Annotated in this window: 14 protein-coding genes and 1 pseudogene; 7 read left to right on the top strand and 8 right to left on the bottom strand. The window is 61.0% G+C overall.

The genetic code is table 11. The annotated features are described in order from the left end of the window. Positions 1-218 precede the first annotated feature (218 nt). Positions 219-2,810 (bottom strand): ATP-binding protein, encoded by a 2,592-nt coding sequence (locus C1725_RS03805; protein ID WP_102410349.1) that lies wholly within the window; start codon positions 2,808-2,810, stop codon positions 219-221. A 442-nt stretch (positions 2,811-3,252) separates the two neighbouring features. On the opposite strand from C1725_RS03805, the gene C1725_RS03800 reads away from it, so the two are divergent. Further along, positions 3,253-5,748, top strand: a complete 2,496-nt coding sequence (locus C1725_RS03800) for a glycoside hydrolase family 3 N-terminal domain-containing protein (protein WP_102410348.1) — start codon at positions 3,253-3,255, stop codon at positions 5,746-5,748. Between the two features lie 474 nt (positions 5,749-6,222). Here the strand turns inward: C1725_RS03800 and C1725_RS03795 are convergent, their stop codons facing one another. From C1725_RS03795 to C1725_RS03785, 3 genes are all read right to left on the bottom strand, one after another. Next, positions 6,223-7,398: an RNA polymerase sigma factor gene (locus C1725_RS03795; RefSeq protein ID WP_102410347.1), complete on the bottom strand. Its 1,176-nt coding sequence runs from the start codon at positions 7,396-7,398 to the stop codon at positions 6,223-6,225. Positions 7,399-9,117: 1,719 nt separating this feature from the next. Next, positions 9,118-10,242, bottom strand: coding sequence for an InlB B-repeat-containing protein (locus tag C1725_RS03790; RefSeq protein WP_102410346.1), 1,125 nt, complete (start codon positions 10,240-10,242; stop codon positions 9,118-9,120). 34 nt (positions 10,243-10,276) lie between these two features. After that, entirely contained in the window at positions 10,277-10,639 is a 363-nt protein-coding gene (locus tag C1725_RS03785; RefSeq protein ID WP_102410345.1) for a hypothetical protein, read from the bottom strand. A 174-nt stretch (positions 10,640-10,813) separates the two neighbouring features. Here C1725_RS03785 and C1725_RS03780 point away from each other — a divergent pair, with 174 nt between their 5' ends. Together C1725_RS03780 and C1725_RS03775 are read left to right on the top strand one after the other, a co-directional pair. After that, positions 10,814-11,539 (top strand): response regulator, encoded by a 726-nt coding sequence (locus C1725_RS03780; protein WP_102410344.1) that lies wholly within the window; start codon positions 10,814-10,816, stop codon positions 11,537-11,539. Beyond that, positions 11,539-12,894: an ATP-binding protein gene (locus tag C1725_RS03775; protein WP_346026866.1), complete on the top strand. Its 1,356-nt coding sequence runs from the start codon at positions 11,539-11,541 to the stop codon at positions 12,892-12,894. Before C1725_RS03780 ends, C1725_RS03775 begins: the two co-directional genes overlap by 1 nt. Before the next feature lie 94 nt (positions 12,895-12,988). Here the strand turns inward: C1725_RS03775 and C1725_RS19135 are convergent, their stop codons facing one another. Together C1725_RS19135 and C1725_RS03770 are read right to left on the bottom strand one after the other, a co-directional pair. Beyond that, positions 12,989-13,156 (bottom strand): hypothetical protein, encoded by a 168-nt coding sequence (locus C1725_RS19135; RefSeq protein ID WP_346026314.1) that lies wholly within the window; start codon positions 13,154-13,156, stop codon positions 12,989-12,991. Between the two features lie 262 nt (positions 13,157-13,418). Then, entirely contained in the window at positions 13,419-16,406 is a 2,988-nt protein-coding gene (locus C1725_RS03770) for an insulinase family protein (RefSeq protein WP_102410343.1), read from the bottom strand. A gap of 96 nt (positions 16,407-16,502) precedes the next feature. On the opposite strand from C1725_RS03770, the gene C1725_RS03765 reads away from it, so the two are divergent. The 4 genes and pseudogenes from C1725_RS03765 to C1725_RS03760 form a co-directional block, all read left to right on the top strand. Beyond that, on the top strand, positions 16,503-17,003 hold the full coding sequence (locus C1725_RS03765; protein ID WP_146009126.1) for a hypothetical protein: 501 nt from the start codon (positions 16,503-16,505) through the stop codon (positions 17,001-17,003). Between the two features lie 107 nt (positions 17,004-17,110). Continuing rightward, the gene (locus C1725_RS19130) at positions 17,111-17,233 is read left to right on the top strand and encodes a hypothetical protein (protein WP_346026313.1); all 123 of its coding nucleotides are present in this window, start codon (positions 17,111-17,113) and stop codon (positions 17,231-17,233) included. Between the two features lie 179 nt (positions 17,234-17,412). Beyond that, on the top strand, positions 17,413-17,694 hold the full coding sequence (locus C1725_RS18880; RefSeq protein WP_346026312.1) for a hypothetical protein: 282 nt from the start codon (positions 17,413-17,415) through the stop codon (positions 17,692-17,694). 46 nt (positions 17,695-17,740) lie between these two features. Continuing rightward, a pseudogene (locus tag C1725_RS03760) lies at positions 17,741-19,615 on the top strand (M56 family metallopeptidase); the annotation flags it as partial. A 1,336-nt stretch (positions 19,616-20,951) separates the two neighbouring features. On the opposite strand, the gene C1725_RS03755 reads toward C1725_RS03760, so the two are convergent. Together C1725_RS03755 and C1725_RS03750 are read right to left on the bottom strand one after the other, a co-directional pair. Beyond that, positions 20,952-21,536, bottom strand: a complete 585-nt coding sequence (locus C1725_RS03755) for an NAD(P)H-dependent oxidoreductase (protein ID WP_102410340.1) — start codon at positions 21,534-21,536, stop codon at positions 20,952-20,954. A 391-nt stretch (positions 21,537-21,927) separates the two neighbouring features. Further along, positions 21,928-23,118, bottom strand: a complete 1,191-nt coding sequence (locus C1725_RS03750) for a DNA glycosylase AlkZ-like family protein (protein WP_102410339.1) — start codon at positions 23,116-23,118, stop codon at positions 21,928-21,930. Positions 23,119-23,330: the final 212 nt, after the last annotated feature.

Genomic DNA, 23,330 nt, shown 5'->3' with positions numbered 1-23,330 from the left:
TTTTATCTCTTTCACTAACTAAATGTTTTGTGGCCACAGTATGAAATAAATTATCAGGGGTTTGGGTGCTCCCAACAAGACGTTTTTCGGAAGTGTGGCCACGCTTCCTATGCTTGCTATTCCTTTTAATCATTAATATTTGATACGGATACAACTTACAATCGTTGTATCCGTATCTGTTTTCTTATCTCACCGCGCCCCAAGCAGCCCTTTCTTTCCTATCGGATCACCCCGCACGCGCGCAGGGCCTGCCCGATCGCCTCGATGGAGATGGGCTTGCCCACGTGGGCGTTCATGCCCGCCTGGCGGGCCGACTGCACGTCCTCGGTGAAGACGTTCGCGGTCATGGCGATGATGGGCACGTCCTTCGCCTGCGGGTGGGCGCTCGCCCGGATGGCGCGCGTGGCGTCGTAGCCGTCCATCACGGGCATCTGCACGTCCATGAAGACGGCGTCGTAGGTGCCCGGCGGCGATTCCTGAAAGGCGCGCAGCGCCTGCTCGCCGTCCTCCGCGCAGGAAACCTGCGCGCCCGCCGTCTCCAGCAGGTTCTTCGCGATGAAGAGGTTGACGGGGTGGTCCTCCGCGAGCAGAAAGCGCCTGCCCGAAAGGTCGGGCGCCTCCGCCTCGCCCGCCCCGTCCGCGGCCTCCGGCGCGCGGCAGCTCTCCCCGACCTTGAAGTGCACCGTCGCGGTGAACGTCGTGCCCTGGCCGGGGCTGCTCTGCAAGCGGATCGTGCCGCCCATGGCCTGCACGATGCTGCGGGCGATCGAGAGCCCCAGGCCGGTGCCCTCCACCCGGTTCACCGTGGAATCGATCTCGCGCTCGAAGGCGTCGAAGATCTTCTCCTGGTTTTCGGGCGCGATGCCGATGCCGGTGTCCGCCACGCTGATGACGAACGCCGCGTAGGCGCCGCCCTCGCGCGCCCCGCCGTCCGGGCGTTCGGGCGCCTCCTCCACCCGCAGGCGCACGCTGCCGCCCGCGGGGGTGAACTTGCTCGCGTTGTTGAGCAGGTTGATGAGCACCTGGTTGAGGCGCAGCATGTCGCCCACGAGGCATTCGTGCTCGATGCGCACGAGCTCCACCGAAAAGTCCTGCCCCTTCTCCCGGCACAGCGGGCGGATGATCGACTCGGCGCGCGCGACGGCGGCGCGCAGCTCGAACGGCTCCTCCGTGAGCACCAGGTGGCCGCTCTCGATCTTCGCCACGTCCAGCACGTTGCCGATCAGGGAAAGCAGGTGCTCCGACGAGGCCGTGATGACCTCCAGCCCCCGCTTCACCTCCTGCGGGTCGTCCGCGTGCGCGCGCGTGTAGCGCGCCATGCCCACGATGGCGTTCATGGGCGTGCGGATGTCGTGCGACATGTTCGACAGGAAGCGGGTCTTCGCCTGGTTCGCGCTCTGCGCGTCCTCCAGCGCGGCCTGCAGGGCGTCGCGCGCCTGCACCCGCGCCGTCACGTCCTTGCTCAGGAGGTAGGCGTAGCGCTGGCCGTCCTGCTCCCCGAAGAACGCCGTGCACCCAAACCAGAACGTCTGCCCGCCGCTCGTGATGCGGTAATCCAGGCTCCGCGCCTCCGCCCCGGCGCGGGCGATGCGCTCCGGCCCGCAGAAGCCGCGCAGCGCCGGAACGTCGCGCGGGTCGATCAGCTCGCGGCAGGCGCGCTCGAAGTAGGCCGGGTAGTCGGTGTCGGAAATCGGCAGGAACGCGCGCGCCTTCTCGCTGTAGATTTCCTGGCGGCAGGCGAGCGTCGAAAGGTTCACGATCACCTGAAAGTCGTACGCGCGCATGGTGATCTCCGACAGCCGCTTTTCGCGCGCGCGCACGCTCGCCTCCGCCTCCTCGCGCAGCCGCCGCGTGTGCTGGCGCTGGCGCTCGCGCCCGTAGGCCGACAGCGCGAACAGCGACAGCGCGATGCCCAGCGCCATCACGCCCTGGATCGCGAGCAGCATCACGCGCACGTCGCGCGCCTGCCCCGTCACGCTGCTCGCGGGCACCACCGCCGCCAACCGCCAGTCCGCGTCCGTCTCGCAGGGCACGAGGCACAGGTAGGCCTCCTCCCCGCCCATCCGCACGCCGTACATCCCGCCGGCGCCCGCCTGCGCGTCCCGCGCGATCCGGTTCACCCGCTCCTTTTCGCAGCCCATGGCGAGCAGCGCCTCGTAGAGCGTGCCGCCCGCGCCGTCCAGCCCGTCCGCGTGCGCGCCCCGCACCGTGAATCGCCCGTCGCGCGCGGAAAAGACGTACGCGCGGCCCGCGCCGTCCCGGAACGTCAGCAGCTCGTCCGCGTAGTAGCGCGCCGAGGGCAGCAGCGCATAGACGGCGCCGACGATCTGCGTCCCCAGGTACACGGGCGACTGAATCAGCACGTGCGCGTACGCGCCGTCCTCCGCGTCGCAGGAGGACACCGCCTCCTCGCCCAGGGAGAGCGCGCGCTCGGTCGCGGGCAGCATCGAGATGTCAAAGGGCTCGCCCTCGCTGGAAAAGCCCACGCCCGTCCCGTCCGCGTAGTACAGGGCCGAAAGCTCGTTGCTGTAGCGAAACAGCGTCATCGAATGCACCAGCGCCTGCTCCGAATAGCCGCCGACGCGCGCGGCGAAGCGGCGCACCATCTCCATGTCCGCCGAAAGCGCGCTGTCCACCCCGCGCCGGATCACCTCGGCGGAGGTCTTCAGGGCGTCCACGGCGTTTTTTTCCAGCCCCGCGGTAATCCGGCTGCAAAGCAGCGGCACGAACAAAAGCATGCCGCAAAGCAGCGCGGCGGCGCAAAGCAGCGCCACGCTCCCCCTCGCGGGGCGCGTATTTTTTCTCTTCATGGCGTTCTCCCAAGCCCCCGCGCGCTGCCGCCCGTTCGGGCCCGCGCAGGGTAATTCCCAGCCATTATAGCATTTTGGCAGCGAGATTTCGACGCCTTCAGCAAACTTTCATCGGATCGTGTTTTGGGCGCCCCTCCGGCCAAACGGGCGGGGGCGGCCGCTCCCTCCTTTCCCCGCCCGCGTATCGGATATTTGGACGATTGTGCCGGATATTCCCTGTAAGGGCGTCCCTGCACTCGGAAATTCCGGGCGCCTGTGCCGGAATTTCCATAGCACTCCATGATTTCTTATTTATAATGAATGCCAAGTGGCAACCGTCCGGCGGCCTATCCATTACCGCCGTCCATCGGTGCCCGGCGGGGGCGCGGGTCATCGGCCGAGGCCTTTCGCGCCCGCCAAGCGTTGGAACACTCCTAAGCGACATCATGAGGGAGAAACGAACATGAAGAAATTCTCATTGTTCATGGCGTTGGTCATGGCGATCTCCATGGTCAGTCTGACGGGCCTGGCGGAAGAGCCCCTCGTCAAGGAAAGCGCGTCCGGCTTCTACTACATCGAGCAGAGCGGCGACCAGGCGAGGCTGAGCGCCGCGTCCAAGGACGCCTTCATCCAGGCGGACGGCCTGACCTTTAAGGACCTGAACGGCAACGGACAGCTCGACGTCTACGAGGACTACCGCAGGCCCACCGAGGAGCGCGTCAAGGACCTGCTGTCCCAGATGAGCGAGAGCGACAAGGCCGGCACGCTGATCTTCGCCTGCATCGCGGGCAAGAACGGCAGCACGGTCACCGACTTCAATGCCGCCGTGACGGGCTTCCAAAATGACGTCGGCAGCGCGAACACCATCACGCCCGAGCATCCGGCCATCGTCAGCCGCGAGCCCGTCGTCAAGGTGGGCGAGGCCACGTACCTGCCCACGGCCTATCAGATCCAGGACATGCACGTGACGACGTTCATCGCCGCGCTGACCGGCGCGCCCAAGGATCAGCTCGATCTTTTCAACAAGATCCAGTCCATCGCCGAGGACACGCCGCTGGGCATCCCGGCGACCTTCTCCGGCGACCGCAGCTACAACACCTGGGGCGGCATGATCGACATGCCGCACTACGCGCTGGGCGTCGCCCACGACCCCGATCTGCTGTATAACCTCGTCTCCGAGTACGCCAAGGAGTCGGTGGCCCTGGGCTACCATCAGGTCTTCCACGGCTACGGCGACGAAATCGGCAGCTGGTACGGCGACGACGTCAACTACATCGCCGAGATGTCCGCCGCCGAGACGAAGGCTTACGAGGACCAGGGCTTCCAGTCCCACTCCAAGCACTTCATCGCCCGCGGCGGGCGCAACGCCTACGTGAACGCCAAGTCCCCGGCGAACCTGCTCGACAGCTGGCTCGTCGGCTGGAAGGCGGTCGTGGACGCGGGCACGCAGTGGGTCATGACGAACAACAACGAGGGCGTCACCCCCGGCGTGCAGGGCTACATGGACAAGGACACCTACGACATCCTGCGCGGCACCCTGGGCTACAAGGGCGTCGTGTGCCTCGACTGGCCGCTGGACATCGCGAGCCTCATGACCAAGACCGGCGTCCTCGCGGACGGCACCGACGTGTCCACGCTCAGCGCGGTGGAGCGCTACGCGCTGATCCTCAACGCGGGCGTAGACATGTTCAGCTGCTACGGCGCGATCCCCGGCACGGACATCGAAGCCTACAGCGACAACAGCAACCGCGCGCTGCCGGACCTGATCGTCCAGGCCGTAAGCGACGGCCTCGTCACGGCGGAAAGCCTCGACGAGCACGTGGGCCGCGTGCTGACGCAGAAGTTCAACCTGGGCAGCTTTGAAGACCCGTACCGCGACTGGGCGGACGCGCTCGCGCTCATCGGCAGCGACGCGTACAAGGCGGAGCAGACCGTGCCCCTGAGCAACGCGGAGATCAACGCCGCCCGCCGCCCCGAGATCACCGAGATGGAGCAGCAGGTCATGGTCGAATCCTCCGTGCTGCTGAAGAACGACGGCGTGCTGCCGCTCGTGAAGGGCGCCAAGCTGTACGTGGACAGCAACAACGGCACCATCAAGGACGCCGACCTGGCCGCGCTGGCCGCCTACGGCACGGTCGTGGAAACCTTTGAAGAGGCGGACGTGTGCGTCTTCCACATCACCGCCTTCGACGACGCCTACGATTACATGATGGAGGACGCGATGGCGGCCGGCAAGCCCGTCGTGGTCATCACCGAGAGCACCAACGTCGCCTCCACCGAGCCGCGCCTCTTCGAGGCCGCGAACTGCGGCGCGATCCTGATGCAGACCTACCGCAACACGCCGGACCACGGCGCCTCCGTCGGTTCCTTCTACCGCTACGTGGACGCGGACATCACCGCGGACATGCTCTTCGGCGTGAGGGAACCCAAGGGCACCACGCTCTTTGAAATCGGCAAGAGCACCGACGACTACAACCTCTCCTGGGGCGAGCTGCAAATGGACATCGGCGTGGACGACGCGACGCGCCTGTACATGGCGATGATGGCCCGCGAGAATCCCACCCTCGACATGCCGACCAACCTGGGCGACGTGCTGTGGACGGCGAACTTCGGCATGGGCTATTCCGCCGCCGCGGACATCGAGCTGTGCCTGCTCACCGTGCCGCAGGAAGCCACGGTCGTCGAGACCGAGACCAACGGCCGCGTGCGCACCTCCGTGGACGTGCACAACGCGACGCTGAAGGCGGGCGAGCCCTTTGAGCTTCACTACGTCGCCAAGAACCACGGCGCCGACGGCCACGTGACCGTGCAGGTGCTGGACGGCGACAAGGTCGTCAGCGAGAAGTTCGTCGCGCTGGACGAGGGCCAGTTCCGCGTCATCAGCACCGAGCTGGCGCTGGAGGCGGGCGAGCACGTCCTCACCGTGGGCGGCATGAGCACCACCGTCACCGTCGAATAAGCGGGCTGTGCCGCAGCGGGCTGTGCCCGCACCCCTCTTCCGAACGGTTCCTTCCGCGCCGTGCTTTTGCGCACGCGGCCGCGGATTCTACCTCCTTTTGTGGGGGGCGGGCTGTGCCCGCACCCCTTTCGCGGGCTGTACCGCACCTACTTCGCGGGCTGTACCGCACCTACTTCGCGGGCTGTACCGCACTACTTCGCGGGCTGTACCGCACCTACTTCGCGGGCTGTACCGCACCTACTTCGCGGGCTGTACCGCACCCTTTTCCGAACGGTTCCTTCCGCGCCGCGCTTTTGCGCACGCGGCCGCGGATTCTACCTCCTTTCGTGGGGGCGGGCTTGCGACCGCCCCCACCCTCAAGCGGTTCCTTCCGCGCCGCGCCTTCGCGCGCGGGTTCCTACGGACATCCGAGATTCCCCCAAACCTTGCGGGCCGCCGGTTTGACGCTGTCAGACCGGCGGCCCCTTTTCGCCTTCATTCCCACGCATCCATCGCCCGCGGTTCCAGCACGCGCGGGGCGTTCCCCAGGTCGATCACGGTGACGCCCCGCTGCCCCTCGACGCTGCGCCGCACGCGGACGCCGGGGAGCGCGCGCATGTCGCATATCAGGTAATCGCACCGCTCCAGCACCGCCCGGACGGCCCGCAGGGTGCGCGCCCACGCCGGTTTTCCCTCCGCCTCGACGTACAGGTACCGCACGGGGGACAACGCGGGCTGCCCGGCCCGCGCGTCCTCCGCCTCGCGGGCCAGCTCCGGGTCGTGGGTCACCACCGTCCATTCCAGCGCCCGCCCGTGAAAGCGGCTGAACATGCGCTCGGGCGCGCAGCTCCCCCGCAGCGTCATGAACGCGCGGACGTCCAGGTCCACTGCGAGGATTTCCGCCATCTGCCGGAACCGCTCGCCGCCCATGGCCCCATCCGGCAGGAGGACGCCGCAGACCGCCGGGACGTCCGCCTTCCGCTTCCCGCGCATCCGCTTCAGCCGCTCCCCGGCCATTTTCCGCAGGCGTCTTCTGCCCCTGTCCGCCTTCACATGGATCGCCGCCGGCGAAACGCCCGCCTCCTGCGCGATGGCGCGGAACGTGCGCCCCGCGTCGATCTGCTCTACGATGGAGCGCTCCGCCGGCGGCAGCTTTTGCACGGCCTCCCGAATGAAGCTTTCCGTCTCCCCGCACGCGAGGTTCACCGTGCGCACGTTCCGCCGGTGCGCCGCGTACCTGAGCAGCTCGTATCCACCGTCCCGCAGCCCCGCGTAGCAGGAGCCGATGACCACGTCCGACCGGCGCACCATCCATCGCTCGATCCGCTTCCACGGGCAGGCGGAACGCTCCGCCTCCCCCGGCTCCATCCGCACGGGCGCCACCCGGTCAAAGGCCCAGCACGGCAGCTCCCGCCACATCCACCCGTATAAGTCCTCCGTCTTCGCCTCGCCCGCCCGGACCAGCAGCGTCAGGCTGATCTTCTTGCTCGGATAAAGCCGCTTTGCCCGCAGCGCCGCCATGTAGCACAGGTGGCTGAACGCCGCTCCCCGCCGGTAAAACAGGAATTCGACCTCCTCCGCCTCGCGAACCGCCTCTTCCACCGCGCCTTGAAGCCGCTCGTACAGGTCGAGGTCGTACACCTCGCTCCCCACAAATGTGCAGGTTGTCATGCCACCTGTCCCTCCCATAACAAAATGTTTTGGATTGCCTCCGTATCGAAACATTCGATAGAATAGAGGGTACAGGATAACTTTTAGAAAGGTTAACCCTTTTGAGTTAAATTGCTCTGAGAAAAAAATCGACGGTATGTATATGCCCTTCGGAATATAAAAAAATGGCCCCCGCGCAAGCGGGAACGGCCTATTGACGCAGTCACCTTTTATCTGTTATGATGGGTTCGTAGGCAGGAAGGTCTTACAGGGTGGTTCCCTCCGCAACGTGCTGTACAGAAGCGGAGGTGATGCGTATGTCGATCGTTGAGTTGCTCAACGTTCTTCTCGCAGTCGCCGGTTTAGTGCTGGGCGCATACGCGCTTGGTAAATCAAACAGACGATAAAATAAAAACCGCCTTGCAGCAGGAACCTGCAGGCGGTCTTGGTCTTTAGAGCAAAGACCGTTGCGGTGGATATCCACCCTGTAGGCAACACCCTTCCTGCCTACATTGTACAGCACACCCGCGTCCTTCGTCAAGAGGGGCGCGGTTCTTTTTTGCGCTTCATCGGCTCCCGCGTTCGCGGGAACGGCCTATTGACGCTGCTGCCTTTTATCTGTTATGATGGGTTCGTAGGCAGGAAGGTCTTACAGGGTGGTTCCCTCCGCAACGTGCTGTACAGAAGCGGAGGTGATGCGTATGTCGATCGTTGAATTGCTCAACGTTCTTCTCGCAGTCGCCGGTTTAGTGCTGGGCGCATACGCGCTTGGTAAATCAAACAGACGATAAAATAAAAACCGCCTTGCAGTCGCACCTGCTGGCGGTCTTTGGTTTCGGACAAAAGCCGAAGCGGAGGCTATCGCCCTGAAAGGTGGTCCCCTTCCTGCCTACATTGTACAGCACGCCAGCGTCCTTCGTCAAGAGGGACGCGGTTCTTTTTTGCGCTTCATCGGCCCCGCGCAAGCGGGAATCGGCCTATTGACGCTGCTGCCTTTTATCTGTTATGATGGGTTCGTAGGCAGGAAGGTCTTACAGGGTGGTTTCCTCCGCAACGTGCTGTACAGAAGCGGAGGTGATGCGTATGTCGATCGTTGAGTTGCTCAACGTTCTTCTCGCAGTCGCCGGTTTAGTGCTGGGCGCATACGCGCTTGGTAAATCAAACAGACGATAAAATGAAAACCGCCTTGCAGTCCGAACCTGCAGGCGGTCTTGGTCTTTAGAGCAAAGACCGTTGCGGTGGATATCCACCCTGTAGGTAGCACCCTTCCTGCCTACATTGTACAGCACACCCGCGTCCTTCGTCAAGAGGGGCGCGGTTCTTTTTTGCGCTTCATCGGCCCCGTGCAAGCGGGAATCGGCCTATTGACGCTGCTGCCTTTTATCTGTTATGATGGGTTCGTAGGCAGGAAGGTCTTACAGGGTGGTTCCCTCCGCAACGTGCTGTACAGAAGCGGAGGTGATGCGTATGTCGATCGTTGAATTGCTCAACGTTCTTCTCGCAGTCGCCGGTTTAGTGCTGGGTGCATACGCGCTCGGTAAATCAAACAGACGATAAAATAAAAACCGCCTTGCAGCTTGCCCTGCTGGCGGTTTCGTGGCCCTAATGCCATAGGCCGTTCGGTGGTTGAACCACCCTGAAAGGTAGACGCCTTCCTGCCTACATTGTACAGCACGCCCGCGTCCTTCGTCAAGAGGGGCGCGGTTCTTTTTTGCGCTTCATCGGCTCCCGCGCAGGCCGTCACGGCAGGGCCCGGCACAGGGGGGCCTTCGCGGCGGGCGTATCCCCGCACGGAGCGGCCCACCAGAAGGCCGTCCGCTCGCGCGCGCTTTCAAATAGGGCGCCCACGGAGACGTCCCGGTCAAGCGTGAACGCGCACGAGCCCTGCGCGGCGACCGCGTCCCCGGGCAGCCCCAGCCACCCGGCGAACCGGGCTCCCCCGTCCGCCGAGGCCGTGAGCCGCACCCGCGCCGTCGCGGGCTCGTAGTCGGAAAGCGATACCGCGCCGCCCGCCGCCCGGAGATGCAGCGCGTGCCCCTCGCGCGTGACGAAGCGCTCCAGTGCGAGCTCCCCGCAGGCGAACTCCCGCAGGTTCGGGCAGCCCGAAACGTCCAGCTCCCGCAGCCCCGTGCCCCCGCAGGCGAGGTAGCGCAGCGCCGCCTGCCGCCCCAGCCGCAGCGTCCGCAGGTCCCGGCACCCGTCGCACTCCAGCCACTCCAGCGCGCCGCAGCCCGAAACGTCCAGCTCCCGCAGCCCCGTGTCCGCGCAGCGCAGGTATTGCAGCCGCCCGCCGGGGGTGAGCGCCCGCAGCGCCGGGTTGCCCGCGCACTCCAGCCATTCCAGCGCGCCGCAGCCCGTGACGTCCAGCTCCCGCAGCCCCGTGCCGTAGCAGTATAGCTCCGTGAGCGCCGCCTGCCGCCCCAGCCGCAGCGTCCGCAGCCCCGCGCTCCCCGCGCAGTTCAGCCGCCGCAGCCGCGCGCAGCCCGAAACGTCCAGCTCCCCGATGCCGGTGCCCGCGCAGTCCAGCCATTCCAGCGCGCCGCAGCCCGAAACGTCCAGCGCCGAAAGCCCTGTGTTGCAGCACGCGAGGCTCAAAAGTGCCCCGTTTTCCCCCAGCCGCAGCGCCCGCAGCCCCGCGCTGCCGCTGCAATTCAGCCCCGTGAGCGCCGGGCAGTCCGACACGTCCAGCTCCCCGATGCCGGTGTTCGCGCAGTCCAGCTTCGCCAGCGCTTCCTGCCGCCCCAGCCGCAGCGTCCGCAGGCCCGCGCTGTCGGAGCACCTGATCTCCTGCAGGCGCGGGGAGTCCGACACGTCCAGCGCCGCGAGCCCCTCGCCGCCGCAGTACAGCTTTGTCGATTGAAGCAACGCCTTTTCCTCCCTTCGGGCCGAGCGGACGCGCTCAGGCCCCGCCCCGCAAAAACCCGGCGAGCGCCCGCTCCACCTTGCCGTACGTCACGGGCTTTTTGCAAAAATAGGGCACGCACAGGCGGTAGGCCTGCACGCCGAAATCCAGGTCGGAAAACCAGACGATCCTCCCGCACAGCGCCCCCGCGCTGGTGACGGTGTCGAGCCCCTCCACCCCGTCCTGGGCCACGACCACGACGTCCGGCTCCTTCAGGAGAACCCGCCCCGCCAGCCCTTCCCAGTCCGCGCAGCCCTCCGCCGACACCGGGACTCCGCTCTGCGTGCCCGCGCGGCGAACAAGGTCCATCACCGCTCTCCGCTCCGCTTCGTCGCCGTCGCATACGATCACGTTCAACATGGGCCGCCTCCCTTCCGGTCGCCTTCCTGTCCCCAGCATAGGCCGGGGCGGGGGCGCTTACAAGGGGTTGGCGTCATTTTGCGCATTTTGGCGACGAATTGCGTTGCCGCGCCCGGGGATTGGGTTTAAAATAAAGGGACAGAAGAGAACGGATGCCGGAGGGAGGGACGCCCCATGAAGATCGCCGTCGTGGACGACCTGGCCGCGTGCCGCGCGCAGGTGTGCGCGTGCCTGCGGCGCTACCTCGCGCAAAGATACGCCGGGGAAGCGCCCGTGGTAGACGAGTTTTCCAGCGGGGAGGCGCTGCTCGAGCGCTTCGCGCCGGCGGCCTACGACCTGATCTTCCTCGATCAGTTCATGGAGGGGCTCTCCGGCCTCGACACGGCCCGGCGCATCCGTGCGCGGGACAACCTGGTGCCGCTGGTGTTCGTCACCACCAGCCGCGACCACGCCATCGACAGCTTCGGCGTGCGGGCCTGCGGCTACCTGGTGAAGCCCTTCGCGGACGAGGACTTCGCGCGCACGATGGAGGCCGCCGGGCTGGCGCGCATTCGGGCCGCGCGCTTTATCCGCCTGGATCGCGAAAAGCTCCTCCTGCGCGACATCCTCTACTGCGACCAGGACGACCACTACGTGCAGCTCCATACGGGGGGCCGCGGCCTGCTGCGCCTGCGCCTGCCCTTCGCGGAGCTGACGCGGACGCTTTCGCCCTACCCGCAGTTCCTGAACTGCTACCGGTGCTGCATCGTCAATCTGGACCGGGTGGAGCGCATGGACAGCCTGTCCTTCGTGATGGATACGGGCGAGCGGGTTCCCTTCTCCCAGCGGGACCGCAAAAAGATCGAGGCGCTGTATCACGACTACCTGTTTGCGCGCGAGAGGGAGGAAGAGCTGCTGTGATGCGACTGGTCGATTCCCTGATGGTGCTGCTGTTCCCGTTTCTCGATTCCCTGCCCTTCACCCTGCCCCGGTACTGGCTCTTCCGGGACAGGCTGCGCATCCCCCTGCGCTTCGTCGTCCTGCTTCAGGTGCTGCTCGCCTCGCTCAACAGCGCGGTCTTCTACCTCATAAACCTGGACGGCTACGCGGCGGCGGCGCGGTGGACGACGCTCATCCGCTACGCCTTCCTGCTGGTCTACATGGCCCTGGGCTTCGCGCTGATCCGCGACAGCTTTCCCAAGCTGATGTTCACCTACCTGCTGCTGCTCTCGTGGTCGTTCTTCGTGTACGGCAACGCCAACTACGTCGAAAGCCGCTTCTTCTGGGACTTCTCGGACCGGCATCCGTACCTCGTCTACAACGCCGCCCGCGTCGCGGTTTACCTCGTCACCTGCCCGTTCCTGCTGCACTTTTACAGCCATACGGTGGCGGACGCGCTCAGGATCAACGACCGGACGCTCTGGCGCTACCTGTGGGTTATCCCGCTGTTTTCCGCGTTGTTCGGCATGCTCTACTGCACCACGCAGGACGTGTACGCCTACGCCTCCTGGCAGTTCCTCGTCAGCCGCTACCTCATGCTGCTGGGCTCCTGCTACGTATCGTACGTCGCCCTGCGGGTGCTGACGATCTCCCGCAGCCGCGCGCAGCTCGAGGAGGCGCTCCGCTACGCGGACCGCAGCCTGATCGCCCAGAAGAAGCAGTTCGACAGCCTCTCCGCCCACATGGACGAGATGCGCAGGGCGCGCCACGACCTGCGCCAGCACCTGGCGGTGGTGCAGTCCTTCATCGACCGGGACGACAAGGCGGGCCTTTCGGAGTACATCGACATCTACAAGAGCGAGCTGCCGCCCGACACGCTGGAGCTGTACTGCCGCGACGACGTGGTGAACGCCGTCCTGTGCTACTACGCCTCGCAGGCGCGGGGCAGCAGGATTCGCTTCGAGGCGAAGGTGGACTACCCGGCGGACTGCCCGGTCTCCGCCACGGACATCACGGTGCTGCTGGGCAACCTGCTGGAAAACGCGGTGGAGGCCTGCCGCCGCGAGCCGATAGAGCGCCGCCTGATTCGCCTGAAGGTGGCGCGGCGGGGCGGGGCGGCGCTGCTCGTGCTCGCGGACAACCCCTGCCTCGCGCCCGTGTCCTTCGAGGACGGTCTGCCCCTGTCCTCCAAGCGGGCGGGCCACGGCATCGGCGCGGCCTCCGTGCGCGAAATCGCCGTCCGCTACGGCGGCGAGGCGCGCTTTGAGCAGCGCGACGGCATGTTCCGCGCCTCCGTCTTCCTCAGCCTCGCGCAGGAAAAGGAAGCGGCCGTGTAAACCGAGCGACAAAAAAAACCGCCTTGCAGTCGCCTGCCGGCAGTCTTGCGCCCGGTTTTTCCCTTCCGCCGCCCCTTCGCCCGGACGTCCTGATTTACTTTTTCTTTCTGCCTATAAGCGCACAGCCGACCGCGGCGATCAGGCCGATCAAAATCCACGGAAAGGCCGCTTTCAAAAAATCAGAAATCATCTTTCCTCCTTTTCCGAATGGACGCGCTTCGCTTCCCCTCCAGGGCGAGCAAGCGCGTCCTTTTTTGTTCATTACATTGTGCCCGTTTGGGCTCGTTTTGTTTCTTGCCGCGCCGCTTTAAGCGGCGCGTATTCGTGCGTGCCCCGCCCCATCGGGGGAACCTCTTCCTCCTCGAAAAGCCACATGGCAAGGCTCGGCGCGCAGGACGGTGTAAAAACAGACGCGCCGCCGCCGAAGGCCCCTCCGGCGGCAGCTTCCGGTCCAGGCGGCGCGCCCGCAGCCGAAGCGCGCGCGGCCGTGCTTTCGCGGCGTCCGCCGCGTCCTTCTTCCCGCGTCAGTTGCGCAGGTCCACGACCTCGTCGAAGAGCTCCGCGTTTTCCGTCAGCTGCTTTTCCGTGCCCAGCACCACCAGCGCGGCGTCTTCCATCGCGCGCGCAAAGGCCTGCGCGGCCTCCTCCTGATCCTCCACGCGCGCGTTTCGCATGTCCGCGATCGTCTCGCGGAGCGCCTGCGCGTCGTAGCCCCGCATGTCTACCCAGGCGGCCATCTCCGCCAGGGTCAGCGGGCCCATGGGAACCGTCTGCATGCCGTAAGACATCTGCGTATAGCCGTCGAGCGCCTCCTGCGTCAGGCTCAGGCCGCGGATGTTCTCCGGCAGCGCCTCGAAGAGCGCCACCGTGTTCGCGAGGCCCACGTCGTTCGCGGTATACTGGCAGGCGTACAGGGACAGCGCGAGCCCGGTGCCTGCGGAATAGACGTAGCCCGCGTAGCGCAGTTCGGGCGTCAGCACGCGGTCCTCGACCGCCGTCAGGAAGGGCAGGAAGCGCCCCTCGACCACGCCGTCGATCGGTACGCTCATCGCCACGGACTGATCGGCGGCCTCGGTGATGCCGCCCCAGCGGCGCGCGCTCTCCCGTATCAAGCTGTAGTCGTGCGCGGGGGTCTCGCGCTCGCGAAGGGCCGCGAGCTCCGGCGCGAGCGCCTCCCGCAGCGCCTGCGCCTGCGCCTCCTCGCCGCAGATCACGACGTCCACGCCGCCCCGCCGCAGCAGCTTCTCCCTGATATCCTCCAGCTTCGCCCGCAGGGCCTCAAAGCCCTCGGGCGATTCCTTGGCCGCGGACAGCGCCGCCTTGAGGACGCGATAGCTCTCCACCTTCAGGTACCGGGTGTAGGTGAGCGGCTTCTCAAGCCCTCCGTAGCTCCCCGTCACCACCCAGCCAAAGGGATCGTCCGGGCGCGCGAGGTTCAGCCCCAGCAAAATCTGATCCGCCTGCGCGAGCAGCGCGTCGCGCTCGTCAAAGCGGGTCTGCGAAAGCAGCGCGAGGCAGAGCCGCGCCCCCTGCGCGGCCTCCTCCGGCTCCGCGATGAATTCAGCGCACAGCATGGGACGCAAGCCGTCCGCCGATTCGTCCGCGAACCCCGTGGAAGAGATGCTCAGCCCGTACGCCTGCCGGGCGACCGCGAGCTCCGTCTCCTCCTTCGTCATCGTCTGCGTGGCCAGCCCGCCCACCAGGCGCGTGTACAGCACAAGGTAGGGCAGGTCCTCCTCCGCGACGAAGTCCGTGTCGAAATAGAGCTGCACCTTCAGCACCTCGGCCTTGGCGGGCACGGTGCGCCAGGTCACGCCGTCCGCCGTCTCCCTGCGCACCTCCGGGTACTCCTGCGGGTCGGGCAGATCCTCCACCGGGATGGAGAAGTTGTAGTTGACCGTCTCCTCCGCGTTCCAGGCGTCGAAGGCCGCCGTCTCCTCGATCAGCGCCTGAATCTCATCGTCCGTCATCGCGCGCTTCATGTCCGCGAGGTAGTCCTCGCGCTCCTGGTCGAGCGCCTCCGCCAGCCCGGGCCGGGGCGTGCCGCACACGAGCGCGCGCCGGGGCGCCTCGATCAGCAGCGCAGCCACCGCCCGCAGGGGGGCGTCGCCCTCCTCCTGTATGGTTCTGAACAGCGCCTCGTCCGTCTCCAGCACGTCCGCCCGCTCGGTGATGGCCCAATATCTCCCAATCGTTTCCGCCAACGCGATGCCGAGCGAGTTCGCCTCGCGCTGCAGCTTGTTTCCGAGGCTCAAGCTGTGCAGCGCGCCGTCCAGGAACGTCGGGTCGAAGCCACGGTCCGACACCTCCTGAAGCGCCCCGTCCACCGCCGCGCGCAGCGCCTCCTGCTGCTCAGGCCGCGCGTCCACGAGGCTGAACATGATGGTCGGCATGGCGCTTGTCTCTATCGTGCCCTGCGCCGCCTGCGCTACGCCCGCCTCGCGCATGCGCTTTTGCAGGGGCGAGCCGTCCCGGTTCAGCAGGTTGACGAGCAGGGCTGCCGCGACAAGCTGCTCCTGCGTCGCGTCGGGGCAGGTGAAGCCATAGAGGATCGTCGAGGCGTCCTCCGTCGCGCTGCCCTGATAGGCGGGCGTGTCCAGCTCCTGGCGCACGAACCCGGGCTCCACGTCCTCGTGAAAGTACCCCGTCAGGTCGGTGCCCCGCGCGGGCGACTGCGCGAGGTAGGCCTCGTCCAGAAAGGCCGTCACGCGCGCAAAGTCCATGTCGCCGTAGAGGACGATCAGCGCGTTGTCAAAGGCGTAGGCGAGCTCGTACACCTTCATCGTGTTCTCGTAGGTGAGGTCCCGGTAATTCAGGTTCGCCCGGCCGAGCATATTGCCCGCCGCCTTTCCCGGATAGAGCGCCCGCAAAAGCCCCCTGGAGGTTTCCCACGTGGTATCGGTCAGAGAGCCGGTGTCCTCGTTGAGAACGGTGCCCGACAGGGTGATGGGGCCGTCCGGCTCGTACAGCGAATAGCGGATCGCCTCGCGCTTGAAAAAGTTCTCCTCCTCCAGAATCCCCGGAGCCGTCAGGCAGCTCAGGTACGCGTCCATCATCTTGAGCAGCTGCTCCTCGCTCAGCGACGCGAGCGGGTATGTGGTGTTCACCAGCGTCGTCTGCGCGTTGACGAACGTGCTGTACGTGCCGCCGGCCAGGTTGAAGAATAGGTTTTTGCTCGGATACTTGTCCGAGGAGGCGAGCACCGCGTGCTCGAAGACGTGGTTCGCGTCCGTCTCGTCCAGATAGGGCGTGCGGTAGCCGATCTGAAAGGCCAGCTCCGGGTCGTCATTTTGAATGAGGTAGAGCGTCGCCCCGCTGACCTCGTGCGTAAGCGTGCGCGTCTCCGCCCCCGCCGAGGGGATCTCGCCCGCCGCCGTCGTCACAAAGCCGTTCATGCGCTCCCCCACGTCCGGCAGCGTCCCCTTTGTCCCGTCCGCCTGCGCCCCCAGCGCGCAAAACGCGAGCGCCGCCGTCAGGCACAGCGCGAAAAGCAGTCGTCCCGTCCTCTTCACTCTCAAATCCCCCTATTTGTTTGTATCCCTGCGCTTACTATAGCGCCTCGCGTCCGGAATTGCAAGCGCCGGAGCGGGGACGAACGACAGCGCGGCTTGCAGACGCAAGGCGCATTGCCAGGCGGCATGCCGAAAACTGTCGATGAAACATCGGCCGATGCATGGAAAAAAGCCGGCCGATATGGTAAAGTAATCCTATCAAATCAATCCGCTTCAGTAGAGGAACGTATGAAAATATCTGAATTTTTACGTCTTGTGTTCCGCAAGGAAGATAGGATGAACGCCACTCTCGCCTTGGCGATGGCTGTTCAGGCTTTGATTTCCGTTCTTGGCCCGACAAGCGTTCAGTTGCTCGGCAATATCGTGGACTTGGCCTTTGCAAGAGAACGCGTCGGCATGCAGGTCATTTGTTATATTCTTATATGCGCCTTGAGCTTTCTGTTGGCGCTGGTCAAGTCGAAAGCAAATAGCTCCATCAAGTGCAGCATAGAACGCACATTGCGGGAATCGGTGATTCACCGGCTTTATTCCGACATGAAAGGGAAGCACAAGCATGGCGAAGATGGTGACGACAAAATTCGACATTATCTGCATTGAAATTTGTAAAACAGCATCTAAATGTTAATTCATGCTCGTATTGTTATTATCAAGAGGTAATGATATAATAATTAATATTCATTGCTTTAAGGAGGTCTGACGAATAGATGGAAAGATACACAGATCAAATGTCAGGAATGTTGTCAGATAATGACATAAAGCATTATTTTAAAAATGGAATAGACATTTTTACATCTGAAACTGGAGATTTAGCATTTAATTTGGAATAATATTTTTGGTTATATATATATGGACAAAAAAAGGAGATAGCGAATGAAAGTTTATATTGCTTCAAAATATTTAAAACACAAAGAGTTAAATAGGGAAATATATAATATGTTAAAATCCTCTGGAATTATTGCATTCTTGCCAGAAAGTATTGATAATAGATGCTATAAACTGTGAGGAAATGCTTGAAGTATCACAAATCTGTTTTGATGAAATTGATAAGTGTAATATTTTATTAGTAGTAACTCCATTTGGGAAAAGTGTATCAAGTGAGATAGGTTATGCAATCGGACTAAAAAGAAAACTCAAAAAGGACTTGAAAATCATTTTGCTTAATATAGGGAATCATGATGATGTTTTACAGACCGAGGCAATGATAGCTCCATATGTCGATACGGAAGTTAATAGTATTGCTGATCTTATTGATAAACTTTATGATTTGAAGTTACAAAAGACAATTTAAAAGCAGATATAATGCTAACTAAAATTAATTTTTAAAACAAAATGTCGCCGTAATTTGTTTGCTGGTCTGGCTAATCGTTGCCGTGGGGCTGCTCATTCGGAAGATAACCGTTTATCAAAGTTTTGTAAAGTACATAAATGCCGGACGGATTGAAATATCCGATATGCAGCTTTGGGAGCGTGTGGGAAAGCTGGTGGAGCAAACCGGCATAAAAGGGTCTGTGGGACTTTATACAAACAGCCTGATTTCGTCCCCGCTCCTGATTGGATTTTTCCGGCCCTGTATCATGTTGCCAACTACCGAGCTTTCGGTATCAGATTTTGAAAATACGATCCTGCATGAGCTGATGCATTACAAACGGCGGGATATGTTTTATAAGTGGCTGGTGCAGGTTACGATCTGCCTCCATTGGTTTAACCCGCTTGTTTACTTTATGGGCCGGGAAGTGGGCAGGGCCTGTGAGCTTTCCTGTGACGAGGCAGTGATACGATCAATGGACGTGAGAGGGCAACGGGCCTATGGAGATACCCTGCTAAACGCTATGGGTATGGGAGGCAACTACAAAGATTCTCTTGCTTCTGTGACACTGAACGAGGGCAAGGAACTATTAAAAGAAAGGTTAGATGCTATTATGAAATTTAAGAAAACAACTCGATTGACTGCGGCAATTTCGGTTGCGCTCGTTTTTGCCCTCTGCTTTGGAGCAACGGCGGCTGGTGCATATGCAGCTCCGTTTGTTGCTAAAAGTGAGCTGTCTACCAGCGATACAAACACAAAAGCTAAAGATGACAGCATAGGCGAAACTTCTTCGTCAACGCCGCCTGCTATTCAGTCAGACGATAATGTAACGGTAAGTTTCAGCGGTGTTTCCGTAACAGGACAAGGCCCCGTGGGTGTGGAACTTGTAAAGTCGCAAAACTCAAATGTAACTTTTGAACTTCTTAATATGGACAAGGAAAATACTTGTGCGACTGACGCTAACATCGTAAATGGCATTATGCAAATTACTGTCAACAATGATGTGCCGAACGGTATAGACGTAAACTTCGGCCCTGAATATAAAAATGTTGTGCGCGTCTATATTCCTGATGCAGTATACACACGATTTGACATACAGACAACCGAAATGGTCGTTCAAATGCAAGACTTTAATGCGCCCGTTCATGTGGAATCAAATAGAGCCGGTTTTTGGCTGATTGATGATATTGTGTCGCAAGGAACGTATGACATAAAAGTTTCCTCTGGCCCAATCTACATTGAAGCGGATACTATACTAAACGATATTAGCGCCAACGCGCTTAACGGTCCCCTCACGGTGCGTTTTAACAAAACTCCTACAAATCTTTATCTTGATACCACAAATTGCGGGCCAAGCGTGAAGCGCCCTGATGATTGGCCCGCAATCTATAAAATTGGTAACGAAAGCCCTAAAATCATTTTGAGTAATACGGGCAACACTGTTATAGCTGTTAAAAATAAGGATAATAAGAATAATTCAATAACGGAAATGGAAACTTTCAACATCGGCGATAAAGTATATTATCTGGTCGTAAACGAAACACAACTGCGCTCTATCGGTCAAGGAGAGTATAGTCTTGATAAGGATTACGTTCAAGGAGCAGATATACAATTGTCATCAAATGAATGGATTCCGATCGGAACGGTGGATAAACCATTTACAGGTAGTTTCAGCGGAAATGGCTGTGAAATTATTGGCCTTACAATGACAGACCCGAACGCAAAAATTATTGGACTATTCGGGGTTGCTGAAGGCGCTAATATCCATAATATAATTTTGCGCGATTATGACATTCAATCTGCGGGGCGGAATGTAACAGGAAAATCCGCTGCGCCAATTCTCGCATTGGCATTGAGAGGTACCCGTTCCTATGATAATCAAGTTTATCCAAAAGAAAAGTAATTTCCCTTTTTCAACTAAACACAGTCAAAAGTTTACAAGATTTCTCCGCCGCTCCAACGTCGAAAGAAAAAAGCCGTTACTGCGGAGGGTATTTCGTGTTGTCTTTGTGAACGAGCGGCGGTTTTGAAATAACAATTTCAAGCCGCCGTAAGCAAAAGCTGGGGCGTCAAAAGGCGTCACGGAAAAAGTGGAAAAGAAACGCAGAAATGGAGCGGTAAACTTATAAACGCTTACCGCTCTTTATCACTTCTTATTACTGTTTATGCAAGTCGGGCGGGATTTTGAAAATTTCACCTCGAAAAAACCGCGAAAATCACGGGCACAAAAAGCCCGCAAACGCCTTATCTATCAGGCTTTCAAGCCTGTTCGCGTTTTTATAGAACACTCCGAGAGGAACACAAACAGTATCTATTTTTTATTGCCTGAAAGCAAAAAAAAACGCTTAAAAGGCTATGTAAGTTTTTGCGGGATACCCCGCAAACCCGCATGAAATCAAGGTTTGCGCATATACCCTTAAAAAGTCCCGTTACGCTTTGCAAACTGCGCTTGTAAAGTTGGGCGGCATTGGGGCGGCAAAAAAGTAAAATCAGCAAGCCCTTGTCCGGCCTGCTGACAGTCCTATTATACAGCATATGCCCCTAAAAAGCAATCCCTGAAAGCTGTTGATGATGGGTTACAGGCACGGGCCGAAAAGAGCCTGCCAACGGAACATTAGGCCCTTAAATCCCCTGATAGAATGGGCCTTTGCGTACGCGAAACCGAAGGGGCCTGTATGATTTATCCTAAACCCCCGAAAACGGGCTTCTATCGTTCCGCATAACCGCCCCGGCATGAGACTGGCCCCGTCTCATGCCGGGGCTATTTTCATGCGCGGCAGGAAGCCCAATCCCACACAAAACAATCGTGGCAAGCAGGGCAGGAGTATATACACTCGCGCAAAACGCTTGTTGGGAGCTGGACCCCAAACCCCGGAAAAGGACCGCCAGCGACACCCCTTTTCATCGCCCCCACAGGGCGGGTACGCATCTTGCGGACGCTTTCAAGTATGAGAGGCATACCTTTTCCCCGCCGGTAAATCCCTTCGTCTATCAGCGCCCGCAAGGGCGCGTGGCCGCTCCACTTGTGGAGCGTTTGGCAAGGATCCCTTGCCGGGGGATTGGGGGCCTCCCCAACAAGCAGATTTTACAGGTTTTCGCGGAGGCGAAAAAGTGGAAAATTGCAGAGTGTGTACCACTCTGCCCTGCTTGCCACTATTGAAAACAACTAGATAGCATAGTGCGCCATATCCTAAGAAGACGAAGTAAACCAGAGCGGTAAGTGAAACTTTGAACGCAGTTTAATCGATGTAAATTTGCTTTCCAAACTCATACGCTTTCTGCAAATGAGAGGTTTTATCAATCTGTGGCTTTCCATTCGTATCGCCACATCCACCAGCCAGTATCATGCCTTTATCATGAAAGCCTATGTAGTTTATTATTGCAAATTTATAATAGGATACAGCCTGCTCATATGTCCAAAAAAACTCATCCGCAGATGTCATAAGTAATGCCGCATCTTTTACAGGATATTTTTCATACCTGCCATATGGTGGGTTATTATCTTCTTCCGCAATACAATAAAAGCGCTCAATAAAAGCCTTTAATTGAGACGAAATTGTCCAAAACAATAACGGTGATGCAAACACTATTAAGTCAGATTTTCTAATTTTTGGAACAAGGTCGTTAAAGCTATCTCTCTGAATACAAGGCTTTCCATAGCGGCACGCATTGCATCCAACACATCCCTTTACTTCATATTTTTGCAATGAAATAAGTTCTACATTATGTCCAGCCTCGGTTGCGCCTTTCGCAAAGGCACTCACCAACTGCGCTGTATTTCCGTGAGGTCGCCCACCGCCTTGGACCACAAAAATGTTCTTCATATCGCAGTACTCCCTATTTCGATTTGTTGAGTACACCTTTTTCGCCAAAGGTGTATTTGTTTCTATTCTAAAGCTACGCTTCATAAAAGTTAAATTTAGAACGGCATAGTTAAAAACTGTTACTTGTTTCTACAAGCCTTTATAACGCTTTAGTAAATATGGGCGGCATTTGGGCGGCAAATCGGCCAATATATAAACTGATACATTCGGCTAAAACCCAGTAGCCATGCGCTTTCCAGCTTATTGGGAAGCCTTAACCGGCTGGAAAAATAACTATTTTTTATATCCTTATCGTTCGCCTTGCGTTGTGCCGGGGTTAAAGCCATTTCGCCACGTCCCTGGATTCCTTTTAGCCTTTTTCTGTATTGCGCGCAATGTGTATGGCACGACTTCACGCGTCCTCCACCCGGCACTGCGCCAGGTGCAGCGCGCGGAAGGCCGCGTATTCCTCCGCGAGCGCCGCAAGCTCCCCGCTGCGCGCGCGGACACCCGCCTCGAAGGGCGTCAGCAGCACGTCCAGCCGCTCCCCGCGCACGCGCGCCGTCCACACCCCCGCGACGCGCCCGCCGCGCAGGATGACGCCGGGGTTGCCCACCGTCCGCCAGACGATAAGCTGCTGCGCGCGCTCCTGCAAAATAACCTCCCGGTCGCGCAGGTCGAGGTACGGGTCGTGCGGCCCCAGCAGCCGCAAGCGGTCGTCCTCCTGCGCGCCCAGGCGCAAAGCCTCCGCGTCCTGCGCGAGCACGAAGCGCCGCTTCCCCTCCACGCGCACCGCCTCCACGCCGTCCGCCGCGGCGAAGATGCGCCGGGCCTGCGGGCGCGTGCAGCCGAGCCAGGCCATCAGCGCGCTCTCGTCCGTCGGGCCGTAGCAGTGCAGGAACTTGCGCGCAAGCGCCCGCGCCGCGTCCGGGGCCTCCGACGGCGCGCGGCCCGTCCAGCGCGCGAACGACGTGAACGTCGGGCTCGCGCCCTCCCGCTCCCCGAACACGACGAGCGAGCAAAACGAGCAGGGCCGCAGCAGGAACGAGACGACCGCGCCCCCGACCGTCTGCCTGCCCTGCCCCCCGTACATCGAGGGCGCGCGCCACAGCGCCCGCTTCCCGGCCGGCAGCCCCGGCTCCACCGCGTCCGCCAGCGCCTGGTCGAGCGCCTCTTTGCCGCGCACCGTCCGCCCGTCCAGCAGCGCGCACGCGTCCTTTACCCGAAAGAGCAGGTCGTCCGCGTCCATGCCAAGGAAGTCCAGCGCCAGCCCGATGCCCTGGGTGTAGATCCACGGCGCCTCGCCCTCGCGCGCGATCAGCGCGGTCAGGAACGCGCCGCTCTCCTCCGCCGGGAACACGACGGGCGCGCCGCGGTAGCTCCACGCCTGCAAAAGCCGCCTTTCCTCGTACAGCGCGCGGCGCAGCGCCTGCGGGCTGCACCCCTCGACCCGGTTAAACATCGCCGTCTCAAACGCGCCGGGCGGCGAGTTCTGGATGCCGCACGCGCCCGCCGCCGCCAAAAGGCCCTCCGGCGGCAGCCGCCTGTCCAGGTGGTGCGCGCGCAGCCGAAACGCGCGCACCTGCGCCCTCGTGACCTCCATAGCCGTCCCCTCCCGTCGCCGCCCTTTTGCCTTTACTATAACCGCCCGCGCACAAAAATGCAAGCGGCGGACAATAGCACAGACCTTCAAGGGGGCCCGCTAACCATCCTATCCGAGTGGATCGAGGAAAACGAACATCCAAATCAAGCATGGCGTTCAGGCGCAAGGACGGCGCGCCCGCTCCCATCCAAACCCCCCCCCGCCCCGCGCAA

The organism is Beduinella massiliensis, from assembly GCF_900199405.1.
Classification (GTDB): domain Bacteria; phylum Bacillota; class Clostridia; order Christensenellales; family Aristaeellaceae; genus Beduinella; species Beduinella massiliensis.
This window is presented reverse-complemented; position numbering and strand designations above follow the sequence as displayed.

What these genes read in the sequence shown, in the direction of transcription:
- C1725_RS03805 (WP_102410349.1), bottom strand. Translation starts at nt 2,810, where the DNA reads ATGAAGAGAAAAAATACGCGCCCCGCGAGGGGGAGCGTGGCGCTGCTT.
- C1725_RS03800 (WP_102410348.1), top strand. Translation starts at nt 3,253, where the DNA reads ATGAAGAAATTCTCATTGTTCATGGCGTTGGTCATGGCGATCTCCATG.
- C1725_RS03795 (WP_102410347.1), bottom strand. Translation starts at nt 7,398, where the DNA reads ATGACAACCTGCACATTTGTGGGGAGCGAGGTGTACGACCTCGACCTG.
- C1725_RS03785 (WP_102410345.1), bottom strand. Translation starts at nt 10,639, where the DNA reads ATGTTGAACGTGATCGTATGCGACGGCGACGAAGCGGAGCGGAGAGCG.
- C1725_RS03780 (WP_102410344.1), top strand. Translation starts at nt 10,814, where the DNA reads ATGAAGATCGCCGTCGTGGACGACCTGGCCGCGTGCCGCGCGCAGGTG.
- C1725_RS03775 (WP_346026866.1), top strand. Translation starts at nt 11,539, where the DNA reads ATGCGACTGGTCGATTCCCTGATGGTGCTGCTGTTCCCGTTTCTCGAT.
- C1725_RS19135 (WP_346026314.1), bottom strand. Translation starts at nt 13,156, where the DNA reads ATGAACAAAAAAGGACGCGCTTGCTCGCCCTGGAGGGGAAGCGAAGCG.
- C1725_RS19130 (WP_346026313.1), top strand. Translation starts at nt 17,111, where the DNA reads ATGGAAAGATACACAGATCAAATGTCAGGAATGTTGTCAGATAATGAC.
- C1725_RS18880 (WP_346026312.1), top strand. Translation starts at nt 17,413, where the DNA reads ATGCTTGAAGTATCACAAATCTGTTTTGATGAAATTGATAAGTGTAAT.
- C1725_RS03755 (WP_102410340.1), bottom strand. Translation starts at nt 21,536, where the DNA reads ATGAAGAACATTTTTGTGGTCCAAGGCGGTGGGCGACCTCACGGAAAT.
- C1725_RS03750 (WP_102410339.1), bottom strand. Translation starts at nt 23,118, where the DNA reads ATGGAGGTCACGAGGGCGCAGGTGCGCGCGTTTCGGCTGCGCGCGCAC.